The sequence below is a fragment of the Proteus sp. G2626 genome (assembly GCF_009915985.1).
GTDB classification, from domain to species: Bacteria; Pseudomonadota; Gammaproteobacteria; order Enterobacterales; family Enterobacteriaceae; genus Proteus; species Proteus vulgaris.
The window spans coordinates 19,372-33,079 of sequence record NZ_JAABNH010000008.1 but is presented as its reverse complement, the minus strand read 5'-3'; the positions used below and the strand labels follow the sequence as shown (position 1 = coordinate 33,079).

The following is a 13,708-nucleotide window of genomic DNA, read 5'->3' as shown; positions in this document are numbered from 1 at the left end:
TGTCTAAAGAAAAATTTGAACGTTCAAAACCGCACGTTAACGTTGGTACTATCGGCCACGTTGACCACGGTAAAACAACTCTGACTGCTGCAATCACTACAGTTTTAGCTAAAACTTACGGTGGTGCTGCTCGTGCATTCGATCAAATCGATAACGCACCAGAAGAAAAAGCTCGTGGTATCACCATCTCTACTTCACACGTAGAATACGACACTCCAACTCGTCACTACGCACACGTAGACTGCCCAGGTCACGCCGACTATGTTAAAAACATGATCACTGGTGCTGCGCAAATGGACGGAGCGATCCTGGTAGTTGCTGCGACTGATGGCCCAATGCCACAAACTCGTGAGCACATCCTGTTAGGTCGTCAGGTTGGTGTTCCTTACATCATCGTATTCCTGAACAAATGTGACATGGTAGATGATGAAGAGTTACTGGAATTAGTTGAAATGGAAGTTCGTGAACTTCTGTCTCAGTACGATTTCCCAGGTGACGACACTCCAGTAATCCGTGGTTCAGCGCTGAAAGCACTGGAAGGCGAAGCAGAGTGGGAAGCAAAAATTGTTGAATTAGCAGAAGCACTGGATTCATACATCCCAGAACCAGAGCGTGCAATTGACAAACCATTCCTGTTACCAATCGAAGACGTATTCTCAATCTCAGGCCGTGGTACAGTAGTAACTGGTCGTGTTGAGCGTGGTGTAATCAAAGTTGGTGAAGAAGTTGAAATCGTTGGTATCAAACCAACAGTTAAAACAACTTGTACTGGCGTTGAAATGTTCCGTAAATTACTTGACGAAGGTCGTGCAGGTGAGAACGTTGGTGTTCTGCTGCGTGGTACTAAACGTGAAGAAATCGAACGTGGACAAGTACTGGCTAAACCAGGTTCAATCAAGCCACACACTAAATTCGAATCAGAAGTATATATTCTGAGCAAAGATGAAGGTGGTCGTCATACTCCATTCTTCAAAGGCTACCGTCCACAGTTCTACTTCCGTACAACTGACGTAACTGGTACTATCGAATTACCAGAAGGCGTAGAAATGGTAATGCCAGGTGACAACATCAACATGATCGTTGAACTGATTCACCCAATCGCGATGGACGACGGTTTACGTTTCGCTATCCGTGAAGGTGGCCGTACAGTAGGTGCGGGCGTTGTTGCTAAAGTATTAGGTTAATTACTCGCGTAATTCTCCTAGAGAAGGGCATCAATTGATGCCCTTTTTATGCGTTGTTTGAAAAAGAACCTATCTCATCACTAGTTTGATGTAAATTATTGGTGAGATAGGCTCTGATACAACGAATCGAGTCCAGTATCTTGCAGATACGAATGTCATAGAGATATGACACTGTGTCAGATGCAATCATAGTTGATTTTATGGTTAGTCTGATTTGTTTTGCTCTTGCGAGGCAAGCTGGCTATTTATTTACATCATATGACAGGTTAATTTATGAGTGCGAATAGCGGAGCTCAAGATAGCAAACGCGGTGGTGATATCGCTAAGTGGATCATTACCGTTTTATTGCTGGCAGTAGCAGTGGGTGGCAACTATCTTTACCGTGAATTTAACCTAGCGTTACGAGCTTTAGCTGTTGTTGCTTTGTTCGTAGCCGCGGGTGGGATCGCGTTGTGGACAACACAAGGTAAAGCAACATTAGCATTTGCTCGCGAAGCGCGCATTGAAATGCGTAAAGTAGTATGGCCAACACGTCAAGAAACATTGCAAACAACCCTGATTGTTGCTGCAGTGACGGCTATTGTGTCATTAGTTCTTTGGGGACTGGATGGCATTCTGGTTCGTTTTGTTTCATTTATTACTGGCCTGTGAGGTGTTCATGACTGATTCTCCAAAAAAACGCTGGTATGTCATTCAGGCATTTTCGGGCTTTGAAGGCCGTGTTGCACAGTCGCTGCGTGAACATATCAAATTAAACGAAATGGAAGACTCATTCGGCGAAGTTATGGTTCCGACAGAAGAAGTGGTCGAAATCCGTAGCGGACAACGCCGTAAAAGCGAGCGTAAATTTTTCCCAGGCTATGTTCTTGTCCAAATGGTCATGAACGATGCAACTTGGCACTTAGTACGTAATGTACCTCGTGTGATGGGATTTATTGGTGGAACCTCAGACAGACCAGCACCAATTAGTGATAAAGAAGTTGATGCGATCATGAATCGCTTACAACAAGTTGGTGATAAGCCACGTCCTAAAACATTATTTGAACCAGGTGAAATGGTTCGTGTTAGTGATGGTCCATTCGCTGACTTTAATGGCGTGGTTGAAGAAGTTGATTACGAAAAAAGCCGCTTAAAAGTCTCTGTTTCAATTTTTGGGCGTGCGACACCAGTTGAATTAGACTTTAGTCAGGTTGAAAAAGGTTAAGCCTTTTTACGTTGCATTCTTGCAAAAGGTGGAAAAGTTATCTACAATTTTCCACCTTTCGTTTTGAGTTGTTTTGTCTTAAGACATTACAAAGTAAAATCGGGGAGCCCTAGCCGGGCGATATACCCAAATTGAGGAATTAATTAATGGCTAAGAAAGTCCAAGCCTATATCAAGCTGCAAGTTGCTGCAGGTATGGCTAATCCAAGTCCACCAGTTGGTCCAGCTCTGGGTCAACAAGGTGTTAATATCATGGAATTCTGTAAAGCATTCAACGCTAAAACTGAAAGCGTTGAAAAAGGTTTACCAATTCCTGTTGTTATTACAGTTTACGCTGACCGTTCTTTCACTTTCGTTACCAAAACTCCTCCAGCAGCCGTTCTGCTGAAGAAAGCTGCGGGCGTGAAATCAGGTTCTGGCAAACCGAACAAAGACAAAGTAGGTAAAATCACTTCTGCTCAAGTTCGTGAAATCGCAGAAACTAAAGCTGCGGACCTGACTGGTGCTGACGTTGAAGCTATGATGCGTTCAATCGAAGGTACTGCTCGTTCCATGGGCCTGGTAGTGGAGGATTAATCTGATGGCTAAACTAACCAAGCGCATGCGCAATATCCGTGAAAAAGTTGAAGTAACTAAACAGTACGAAATTACTGAAGCGGTTGCTTTACTGAAAGAACTGGCTACGGCTAAATTCGTTGAAAGCGTTGACGTTGCTGTTAATCTTGGCATCGATGCACGTAAATCAGATCAAAACGTTCGTGGTGCAACTGTACTTCCACACGGTACTGGCCGTTCAGTTCGCGTTGCTGTATTCGCACAAGGTGCAAACGCAGAAGCTGCTAAAGAAGCAGGCGCTGAATTAGTCGGTATGGACGACTTAGCTGCTAAAGTGAAAGCTGGCGAAATGGACTTCGACGTTGTTATCGCATCTCCAGATGCAATGCGCGTTGTAGGTCAATTAGGTCAAATCCTTGGCCCACGTGGCTTAATGCCAAACCCGAAAGTGGGTACTGTAACTCCTAACGTTGCTGAAGCAGTTAAAAATGCTAAAGCGGGTCAGGTTCGTTACCGTAACGACAAAAATGGTATTATCCATACCACTATCGGTAAAGTTGATTTCAACGAAACTCAGTTGAAAGAAAACTTAGAAGCTCTGCTGGTTGCGCTGAAAAAAGCAAAACCATCTGCAGCGAAAGGCGTTTATATCAAGAAAGTAAGCCTGTCTACCACTATGGGTGCAGGTGTTGCAATTGATCAAGCTAGCTTGAGCGCGACAGTTTAATTATCGATTAGACTAAAGTCATAAAAGACTTTACCTTGGCGTCAAATTTGTATAGAATTTGACGCCTTGAGTTTAGCTATGTGGTATTTTATTTAAGTCTGCATAACTAAATTATCTGAATTTCGGTTGGAGTCTGGCCTATCCAGACCCCGTCCAAGACCGCAGGTGTAAGTAATTACTTAATTTTCCTGCGTAGACGGTGAGAGAGCCAATAAAGAATTATATATTCTGGATTCTACTCACCGTGTTTTAGCGCTTATACCATTGTGGTAATAAGTGATGTGAGTCCCGAGTTTTTACTCGGTTAATCCAGGAGCAAGAAGCTAATGGCACTAAATCTTCAAGACAAACAAGCGATTGTTGCTGAAGTCAGCGAAGTTGCCAAAGGTGCGCTTTCTGCAGTTGTTGCGGATTCCCGTGGCGTTACTGTAGCTAAAATGACCGAACTGCGTAAAGCATGTCGTGAAGCTGGCGTTACTGTACGTGTAGTACGTAACACACTTCTGCGTCGTGCTGTTGAAGGTACTTCTTATGAAGTACTGAAAGATGCATTTGTTGGTCCAACCTTGATTGCATTTTCTGCTGAACATCCGGGCGCTGCAGCTCGTCTGTTCAAAGATTTCGCGAAAGCGAACCCTGCATTCGAGATTAAAGCGGCTGCCTTTGAAGGTGAGTTTATCCCAGGTTCGAACATCGATCGTCTGGCTACACTCCCAACTTACGATGAAGCAATCGCACGCCTGATGGCAACCATGAAAGAAGCCTCTGCAGGCAAATTGGTTCGCACTCTGGCTGCTCTGCGCGATCAGAAAGAAGCTGCTTAATAGCCAATTTCTTCGTTGCTTTATTTACGTATAAACTTTTTCTGAATTTTAGGAACACTTGTTATGTCTATTTCTAAAGACGATATCTTAAACGCAGTTGCTGAAATGTCTGTAATGGACGTTGTTGAACTGATCTCTATGATGGAAGAAAAATTCGGTGTATCTGCTGCTGCAGCTGTTGCTGTTGCTGCGGGTCCAGCAGAAGCTGCTGAAGAGAAAACTGAATTTGACGTTATCCTGAAAGCTATCGGCGGTAACAAAGTAGCAGTAATCAAAGCAGTACGTGGCGCTACCGGTCTTGGCCTGAAAGAAGCTAAAGACTTAGTAGAATCTGCACCAGCAGCTCTGAAAGAAGGCGTAAGCAAAGATGATGCTGAAGCTCTGAAGAAAGCTCTGGAAGAAGCAGGCGCTGAGGTTGAAGTTAAATAATTTAACTTCCCAGAGTGCAGCCTAACGGCTGATGGCTGGTGATTTTTTGGTCACCAGCCTTTTTGCGCTGTAAGGTAAGAGTAGCTTTTTCACACTTTTTGGCTTCCTCTTTACCTCAATATTTTTTGCTATTGACGACTTAATATACTGTGTTAATCACTACGATCCACGTTGTCCAAAAGCTCGGTAGTGATCTCAATACAATGAAATGATTTAAGAGTAATAGCAATAAGTATTATGGAAAATTACATTTTCCTACCTACAAAAAATAGTGTTAGCAGAATGTCGTGTCGCCCTTAATAACTAAGGGTAGGCAGAGTGGGTCACTTTTCAGCGAGCTGAGGAACCCTATGGTTTACTCCTATACCGAGAAAAAACGTATTCGTAAGGATTTTGGTAAACGTCCACAAGTTCTGGATGTTCCCTATCTCCTTTCTATCCAACTTGACTCGTTCCAGAAGTTCATCGAGCAAGATCCTGATGGTCAAAACGGTCTGGAAGCAGCTTTCCGTTCCGTATTCCCTATCCAAAGCTATAGTGGCAATGCTGAATTACAGTATGTCAGCTACCGCTTAGGCGAGCCTGTTTTTGATGTTAAAGAATGTCAGATCCGCGGTGTTACTTATTCGGCACCTCTGCGTGTAAAACTGCGTCTGGTCATTTATGAACGTGAAGCCCCAGAAGGCACCGTTAAAGACATCAAAGAACAAGAAGTCTATATGGGTGAAATCCCATTAATGACCGATAACGGTACCTTTGTTATCAATGGTACTGAGCGTGTTATCGTTTCCCAGTTACACCGTAGCCCTGGTGTGTTCTTTGATAGTGACAAAGGTAAAACACACTCATCTGGTAAGGTACTGTATAACGCACGTATTATCCCTTATCGTGGTTCATGGTTAGACTTCGAATTCGACCCTAAAGATAACCTTTTTGTCCGAATTGACCGTCGCCGTAAATTACCTGCGACTATCATTTTACGCGCAATGAACTACAGCACTGAAGAAATCTTAGGTTTATTCTTCGAAAAAACATTGTTTGAAATCAGCAACAACAAGCTGATGATGACATTAGTGCCTGAACGTCTGCGTGGTGAAACTGCTTCATTTGATATTGAAGCAAATGGCAAAGTGTATGTCGAAAAAGGCCGTCGTATTACTGCTCGCCATATTCGTCAATTAGAAAAAGAACAAGTTGACCGCATTGAAGTACCTGTTGAATATATTGCAGGTAAAGTGGTTGCTCGTGACTATATTGATGAAGCGACAGGTGAACTGATTTGTGCTGCTAACATGGAAATCTCTTTAGATGTGTTAGCTCGCTTAAGTCAAGCTGGTCATAAAACGATTGAAACGCTGTTTACCAATGACTTAGATCATGGTGCTTATATATCAGAAACTGTTCGCGTCGATCCTACAAACGATCGTTTAAGCGCGTTAGTTGAAATTTATCGCATGATGCGTCCTGGTGAACCACCAACACGTGAAGCAGCAGAAAACTTATTTGAGAACTTATTCTTCTCTGAAGATCGTTATGATCTGTCTGCTGTGGGTCGTATGAAGTTCAACCGTTCTTTAGGCCGTGACGAAGTTGAAGGTTCTGGGATCTTAAGCCAAGAAGATATCATTGAAGTAATGAAAAAACTGATTGATATCCGTAATGGTAAAGGTGAAGTGGATGATATCGACCACTTAGGTAACCGTCGTATTCGTTCTGTTGGCGAAATGGCTGAAAACCAATTCCGTGTTGGTCTGGTGCGTGTTGAGCGTGCAGTTAAAGAACGTCTGTCTTTAGGCGATCTTGATGCATTAATGCCACAAGACATGATCAATGCAAAACCGATTTCTGCTGCTGTCAAAGAGTTCTTTGGTTCTAGCCAGTTATCACAGTTTATGGATCAGAATAACCCGCTATCAGAAATTACGCACAAACGTCGTATTTCTGCATTAGGTCCAGGTGGTTTGACCCGTGAACGTGCAGGCTTCGAAGTTCGAGACGTACACCCAACTCACTACGGTCGTGTGTGTCCAATCGAAACGCCTGAAGGTCCAAACATCGGTCTGATCAACTCCTTATCTGTTTATGCACAGACTAATGAGTACGGTTTCCTTGAAACGCCTTACCGTGTTGTTGAAAACAACGCTGTAACAGATGAAATTCATTATCTGTCTGCAATCGAAGAAGGTAACTTCATCATTGCTCAGGCTAACTCCGTATTAGACGATGACAATCACTTCGTTGAAGAATTAGTAACTTGCCGTCATAAAGGTGAGTCAAGTTTATTTAGCCGTGACCAAGTTCAGTACATGGACGTTTCAACCCAACAGGTTGTTTCTGTCGGTGCTTCACTGATCCCATTCCTTGAACACGATGACGCCAACCGTGCATTGATGGGTGCGAACATGCAACGTCAAGCTGTTCCTACACTTCGTGGTGATAAACCACTGGTAGGTACAGGTATGGAGCGTGCTGTAGCGGTTGACTCCGGTGTTACTGCGGTTGCTAAGCGTGGTGGTGTTGTTCAGTATGTTGATGCTTCTCGTATCGTTATCAAAGTTAACGAAGATGAGACCTACGCTGGTGAAGCGGGCATCGATATCTATAGCTTGACTAAATACACCCGTTCTAACCAGAACACATGTATTAACCAAACGCCTTGCGTATCTTTAGGCGAACCAGTTGATCGCGGTGATGTGTTAGCTGATGGTCCTTCAACAGACCTTGGTGAGTTAGCATTAGGTCAAAACATGCGCGTGGCATTCATGCCATGGAATGGTTATAACTACGAGGACTCCATCCTTGTATCTGAGCGTGTTGTTCAAGAAGACCGTTTCACAACTATCCATATTCAAGAACTCGCTTGTGTCTCTCGTGATACTAAGTTAGGGCCTGAAGAGATCACTGCTGATATCCCGAATGTTGGTGAAGCTGCGTTATCTAAACTGGATGAATCAGGTATCGTTTATATCGGTGCTGAAGTGAAAGGTGGTGACATTCTGGTAGGTAAAGTAACACCTAAAGGTGAAACTCAACTGACTCCAGAAGAGAAACTGCTGCGTGCTATCTTCGGTGAAAAAGCGTCTGATGTTAAAGATTCTTCTCTGCGTGTGCCTAATGGTGTGTCTGGTACAGTTATCGATGTACAAGTCTTTACCCGTGATGGTGTGGAAAAAGATAAACGTGCATTAGAAATCGAAGAGTCACAGTTACGTGAAGTTAAGAAAGACTTAACTGAAGAACTGCGTATCTTTGAAGCTGGTCTATTCGCTCGTATCCGTGGTGTTCTGATTGCTGGCGGTATTGAAGCTGAGAAATTAGATAAATTACCTCGTGAACGTTGGTTAGAACTGGGTATTGCTGATGAAGAAAAGCAAAACCAGTTAGAACAATTAGCAGAACAGTATGATGAACTGAAAGCTGAGTTCGCGAAGAAACTGGAAGCTAAACGTCGTAAAATCACTCAAGGTGATGATTTAGCACCAGGTGTACTGAAAATCGTTAAGGTTTATCTGGCTGTTAAACGTCAGATCCAACCTGGTGATAAGATGGCGGGTCGTCATGGTAACAAGGGTGTTATCTCTAAGATTAACCCAATTGAAGACATGCCATACGATGAAAACGGCAACCCGGTTGACCTCGTACTGAACCCACTGGGTGTACCATCACGTATGAACATCGGTCAGATCCTTGAAACTCACTTGGGTATGGCTGCTAAAGGTATCGGTGATAAGATCAACGCGATGCTGAAACAGCAACAAGAAGTTGCTAAATTACGTGAATTTATCCAGAAAGCTTACGATCTGGGTATGGCACCTCGTCAGAAAGTTGATCTGGACACCTTCAGCGATGAAGAAGTGTTACGTCTGGCTGAAAACCTGAAAAAAGGTATGCCAACCGCAACACCAGTGTTTGATGGTGCAGAAGAAATGGAAATTAAAGAGATGCTTAAATTAGCTGATCTTCCAACTTCTGGTCAGATTACACTTTTCGATGGTCGTACAGGTGAACAATTTGAGCGTCCAGTAACTGTTGGTTACATGTACATGCTGAAACTGAACCACTTAGTTGATGATAAGATGCACGCCCGTTCTACCGGTTCGTACAGCTTAGTTACTCAGCAACCTCTTGGTGGTAAAGCTCAGTTTGGTGGACAGCGTTTCGGGGAGATGGAAGTGTGGGCACTGGAAGCATACGGTGCAGCTTATACTCTTCAAGAAATGCTGACTGTTAAGTCGGATGACGTTAACGGTCGTACCAAAATGTACAAAAACATCGTTGATGGTAACCATCAGATGGAACCAGGTATGCCAGAGTCGTTCAATGTATTGTTGAAAGAGATCCGTTCACTGGGTATCAACATCGAATTGGAAGACGAATAACGGATTCCATATAGACAGACTGCTAGAGATGGCAGTCTGTCAAACAGTGACTACACTGGTTTAAAGGGGTGAATGACAGGGGTCATTTGCCTGGCAGGTCTAACTCCGACAGGAGCCATTTCGTGAAAGACTTATTAAAGTTTCTGAAAGCGCAAACCAAGACCGAAGAGTTTGATGCGATCAAAATTGCTCTGGCATCACCTGATATGATCCGTTCATGGTCATTTGGTGAAGTTAAAAAGCCAGAAACAATTAACTACCGTACGTTCAAACCAGAACGTGACGGTCTTTTCTGCGCCCGTATTTTCGGACCAGTAAAAGATTACGAATGTTTGTGTGGTAAATACAAACGTTTAAAACACCGTGGTGTTATCTGTGAGAAGTGTGGCGTTGAAGTTACACAAACTAAAGTTCGTCGTGAACGTATGGGTCACATCGAATTAGCTTCTCCAGTTGCTCACATTTGGTTCTTGAAATCACTGCCGTCCCGTATCGGTTTGCTACTGGATATGCCACTGCGCGATATTGAACGTGTACTGTATTTCGAATCTTACGTTGTTGTTGAAGGCGGGATGACCAGCCTTGAACGTGGCCAAATCTTAACAGAAGAGCAATACCTCGATGCATTAGAAGAATTCGGTGACGAATTTGATGCGAAGATGGGAGCCGAAGCTGTTCAGAACCTCTTACAGAGCATGGATCTGGAACAAGAGTGTGAAACGCTACGTGAAGAGTTAAACGAAACTAACTCTGAAACTAAACGTAAGAAACTGACCAAACGTATCAAGTTACTTGAAGCGTTCATGCAATCAGGCAATAAACCTGAGTGGATGATCTTAACTGTACTGCCTGTGTTACCACCAGACTTACGTCCACTGGTTCCACTTGATGGCGGTCGTTTTGCGACATCTGACCTGAACGATTTATATCGTCGAGTGATCAACCGTAATAACCGTTTAAAACGCCTGCTTGATTTAGCTGCACCAGACATCATCGTACGTAATGAAAAACGTATGTTGCAGGAGTCTGTGGATGCGTTATTAGATAACGGTCGCCGTGGTCGTGCGATCACCGGTTCGAACAAACGTCCTCTGAAATCTTTGGCTGATATGATCAAAGGTAAACAAGGTCGTTTCCGTCAAAACCTGTTAGGTAAACGCGTTGACTATTCAGGTCGTTCTGTAATCACCGTTGGCCCATACTTGCGTCTGCATCAGTGTGGTCTACCGAAGAAAATGGCTCTTGAATTATTCAAACCATTTATTTACGGGAAACTGGAAACTCGTGGTTTAGCGACAACAATTAAAGCCGCTAAAAAAATGGTTGAGCGTGAAGAAGCGGTTGTTTGGGATATCTTAGATGAAGTTATCCGCGAACACCCAGTGATGCTAAACCGTGCACCAACACTTCACCGTTTAGGTATCCAGGCATTTGAACCAATCCTTATCGAAGGTAAAGCTATTCAGTTACACCCACTCGTGTGTGCGGCATACAACGCCGACTTCGATGGTGACCAAATGGCGGTTCACGTACCATTGACATTAGAAGCACAGTTAGAAGCTCGTGCACTGATGATGTCAACAAATAACATCCTGTCTCCAGCAAGTGGTGATCCAATCATCGTTCCTTCACAGGACGTTGTATTAGGTCTTTACTACATGACTCGTGACTGCATCAATGCCAAAGGTGAAGGCATGGTGCTAAGTGGTCCTAAAGAAGCAGAACGCGTTTATCGCGCTGGTTTAGCTTCTTTACACGCACGCGTTAAAGTACGTATCACTGAAGAGATCAAAGATGGTGAAGGTAACATCACTACTGAAACTAGCTTAAAAGACACGACTATTGGTCGAGCTATTTTATGGATGATCGTACCAAAAGGCCTACCTTACGCGCTGGTTAACCAACCATTAGGTAAGAAAGCAATTTCTAAAATGCTTAATACCTGTTATCGCGTAATGGGCTTGAAGCCAACGGTTATTTTTGCTGACCAAATCATGTATACCGGTTTTGCTTACGCAGCACGTTCAGGTGCTTCAGTCGGTATTGATGACATGGTTATCCCTGCGAAAAAAGCAGAGATCATTGCAGAAGCAGAAGCAGAAGTTGCAGAAATTCAGGAACAGTTCCAATCCGGTCTGGTAACAGCGGGCGAACGTTACAACAAAGTTATCGATATTTGGGCTGCGGCGAATGAGCGCGTAGCAAAAGCGATGATGGAAAACCTGTCTACTGAAACCGTTATTAATCGTAATGGTGAAGAAGAACAACAAGTATCCTTCAACAGCATCTTTATGATGGCTGACTCCGGTGCTCGTGGTTCTGCTGCTCAGATCCGTCAGTTAGCCGGTATGCGTGGTCTGATGGCTAAGCCAGATGGCTCAATCATCGAGACACCAATTACAGCGAACTTCCGTGAAGGTCTGAACGTACTCCAGTACTTCATCTCAACCCACGGTGCTCGTAAAGGTCTTGCTGATACCGCACTGAAAACAGCAAACTCCGGTTACTTGACGCGTCGTTTAGTTGACGTTGCACAAGACTTAGTTGTCACAGAAGACGACTGTGGTACAACCGAAGGTGTTATGATGACTCCGGTTATCGAAGGTGGTGATGTTAAAGAACCACTGCGTGAACGTGTATTAGGTCGTGTGGCTGCAGAAGATATTCTGAAACCAGGTACTGCCGATATTCTTGTTCCACGTAACACCCTGTTAAACGAAAAACTGTGTGACCTGTTAGAAGAAAACTCAGTTGACAGCGTGAAAGTACGTTCAGTTGTAACCTGTAACACAGACTTCGGTGTGTGTGCTAAATGTTATGGTCGTGACCTTGCTCGTGGTCATATCATTAACAAAGGTGAAGCTATCGGTGTTATTGCGGCACAGTCAATCGGTGAACCAGGTACACAGTTAACGATGCGTACGTTCCACATCGGTGGTGCGGCATCTCGTGCGGCAGCAGAATCTAGCATTCAAGTACGTAACAAAGGTACGTTGAAGCTATTCAATGCGAAGTTCATCACCAATACCGCGGGTAAATTAGTTATCACTTCTCGTAATACTGAATTACGTTTAATTGACGAGTTCGGTCGTACGAAAGAAAGCTATAAAGTGCCTTACGGTGCTCAATTAGCGAAAGGTGATGGCGAAGCGGTTAACGGTGGCGAAACTGTTGCTAACTGGGATCCACATACAATGCCAGTTGTGAGTGAAGTATCTGGTATTATTCGTTTTGCTGACATGGTTGATGGTCAAACTATTACACGTCAGACTGATGAATTAACAGGTCTTTCTTCACTGGTTGTTCTGGACTCAGCAGAGCGTACAGGTAGCGGTAAAGATTTACGTCCAGCATTGCGTATCACTGATGCACAAGGTAAAGATGTATTAATTCCGAATACTGATATGCCAGCACAGTACTTCTTGCCAGGTAAAGCAATTGTTCAGTTAGATGATGGTGTTACTATTAACGCAGGTGATACTTTAGCGCGTATTCCACAAGAATCTGGCGGTACTAAAGATATTACCGGTGGTCTGCCACGTGTCGCTGACTTGTTTGAAGCTCGTCGTCCGAAAGAGCCTGCAATCCTTGCTGAAATCAGTGGTATTGTATCGTTCGGTAAAGAGACTAAAGGTAAACGTCGTCTAGTTATTTCTCCATTAGATGGTAGCGATGCATACGAAGAGATGATCCCTAAATGGCGTCAGCTTAACGTATTTGAGGGTGAAGTTGTGGAACGCGGTGATGTTATCTCCGATGGTCCAGAATCACCACATGATATTCTGCGTTTACGTGGTGTTCATGCGGTTACTCGTTATATCACTAACGAAGTACAGGAAGTTTACCGTTTACAAGGTGTTAAGATTAACGATAAGCACATTGAAGTTATCGTTCGTCAGATGCTACGTAAAGTCACTATTGAGAACGCAGGAAGTTCTGAGTTCCTCGAAGGTGAACAAGTTGAATACGCTCGCGTGAAAGTATCGAACCGTATTCTGGAAGATGAAGGTAAAGTGCCAGCGACTTATGCTCGTGACCTATTAGGTATTACAAAAGCATCACTGGCAACAGAATCCTTCATTTCAGCAGCATCATTCCAAGAAACAACTCGTGTTCTGACCGAAGCTGCTGTAGCAGGTAAACGTGACGAATTACGTGGCTTGAAAGAAAACGTTATTGTTGGTCGCTTGATCCCTGCAGGTACAGGGTATGCGTATCACCAAGATCGTATGAAGCGTCGTCAATCACAACTGCCGACAGATGAAGCTGAAACAACAATCAGTGCTGATGAAGCATCTGCTAACTTAGCTGAATTACTGAATGCTGGTTTTGGTGGATTAAAAGACTAAAATCTAATTTAAATTAGATTGAAATGCCCTCCATTGTGAGGGCATTTTTTGTTTCTGT

Annotated in this window: 9 protein-coding genes; all 9 read left to right on the top strand. The window is 43.7% G+C overall.

Annotation, left to right across the window (positions count from 1 at the left end):
* The coding region (tuf, locus tag GWJ05_RS04490) for an elongation factor Tu (protein ID WP_087803048.1) at window positions 1–1,184 on the top strand (1,184 nt) is incomplete at its 5' end.
* Window positions 1,185–1,457: 273 nt separating this feature from the next.
* Window positions 1,458–1,835 carry a preprotein translocase subunit SecE gene (gene secE, locus GWJ05_RS04485; RefSeq protein WP_023583091.1) on the top strand — a complete coding sequence of 126 codons (378 nt, stop codon included), beginning with the start codon at window positions 1,458–1,460 and terminating at the stop codon, window positions 1,833–1,835.
* 7 nt (window positions 1,836–1,842) lie between these two features.
* Window positions 1,843–2,388 (top strand): transcription termination/antitermination protein NusG, encoded by a 546-nt coding sequence (nusG, locus tag GWJ05_RS04480; RefSeq protein ID WP_004246900.1) that lies wholly within the window; start codon window positions 1,843–1,845, stop codon window positions 2,386–2,388.
* Between the two features lie 146 nt (window positions 2,389–2,534).
* Window positions 2,535–2,963: a 50S ribosomal protein L11 gene (gene rplK / locus GWJ05_RS04475; RefSeq protein ID WP_036933949.1), complete on the top strand. Its 429-nt coding sequence runs from the start codon at window positions 2,535–2,537 to the stop codon at window positions 2,961–2,963.
* A gap of 4 nt (window positions 2,964–2,967) precedes the next feature.
* Window positions 2,968–3,669 carry a 50S ribosomal protein L1 gene (rplA, locus tag GWJ05_RS04470; RefSeq protein WP_036933952.1) on the top strand — a complete coding sequence of 234 codons (702 nt, stop codon included), beginning with the start codon at window positions 2,968–2,970 and terminating at the stop codon, window positions 3,667–3,669.
* Window positions 3,670–3,995: 326 nt separating this feature from the next.
* Complete coding sequence (gene rplJ / locus GWJ05_RS04465) at window positions 3,996–4,493, top strand: 50S ribosomal protein L10 (protein WP_006534706.1); 498 nt, start codon at window positions 3,996–3,998, stop codon at window positions 4,491–4,493.
* A gap of 63 nt (window positions 4,494–4,556) precedes the next feature.
* Window positions 4,557–4,922, top strand: coding sequence for a 50S ribosomal protein L7/L12 (gene rplL, locus GWJ05_RS04460; RefSeq protein WP_023583093.1), 366 nt, complete (start codon window positions 4,557–4,559; stop codon window positions 4,920–4,922).
* Window positions 4,923–5,272: 350 nt separating this feature from the next.
* Complete coding sequence (gene rpoB / locus GWJ05_RS04455; RefSeq protein ID WP_036933953.1) at window positions 5,273–9,301, top strand: DNA-directed RNA polymerase subunit beta; 4,029 nt, start codon at window positions 5,273–5,275, stop codon at window positions 9,299–9,301.
* Between the two features lie 122 nt (window positions 9,302–9,423).
* Window positions 9,424–13,650 (top strand): DNA-directed RNA polymerase subunit beta', encoded by a 4,227-nt coding sequence (gene rpoC / locus GWJ05_RS04450; protein ID WP_087802835.1) that lies wholly within the window; start codon window positions 9,424–9,426, stop codon window positions 13,648–13,650.
* The last annotated feature ends 58 nt before the right edge of the window (window positions 13,651–13,708 follow it).

Excerpts from the sequence above, each read along its gene's own strand:
- secE (WP_023583091.1), top strand. The coding sequence starts at position 1,458 with ATGAGTGCGAATAGCGGAGCTCAAGATAGCAAACGCGGTGGTGATATC.
- nusG (WP_004246900.1), top strand. The coding sequence starts at position 1,843 with ATGACTGATTCTCCAAAAAAACGCTGGTATGTCATTCAGGCATTTTCG.
- rplK (WP_036933949.1), top strand. The coding sequence starts at position 2,535 with ATGGCTAAGAAAGTCCAAGCCTATATCAAGCTGCAAGTTGCTGCAGGT.
- rplA (WP_036933952.1), top strand. The coding sequence starts at position 2,968 with ATGGCTAAACTAACCAAGCGCATGCGCAATATCCGTGAAAAAGTTGAA.
- rplJ (WP_006534706.1), top strand. The coding sequence starts at position 3,996 with ATGGCACTAAATCTTCAAGACAAACAAGCGATTGTTGCTGAAGTCAGC.
- rplL (WP_023583093.1), top strand. The coding sequence starts at position 4,557 with ATGTCTATTTCTAAAGACGATATCTTAAACGCAGTTGCTGAAATGTCT.
- rpoB (WP_036933953.1), top strand. The coding sequence starts at position 5,273 with ATGGTTTACTCCTATACCGAGAAAAAACGTATTCGTAAGGATTTTGGT.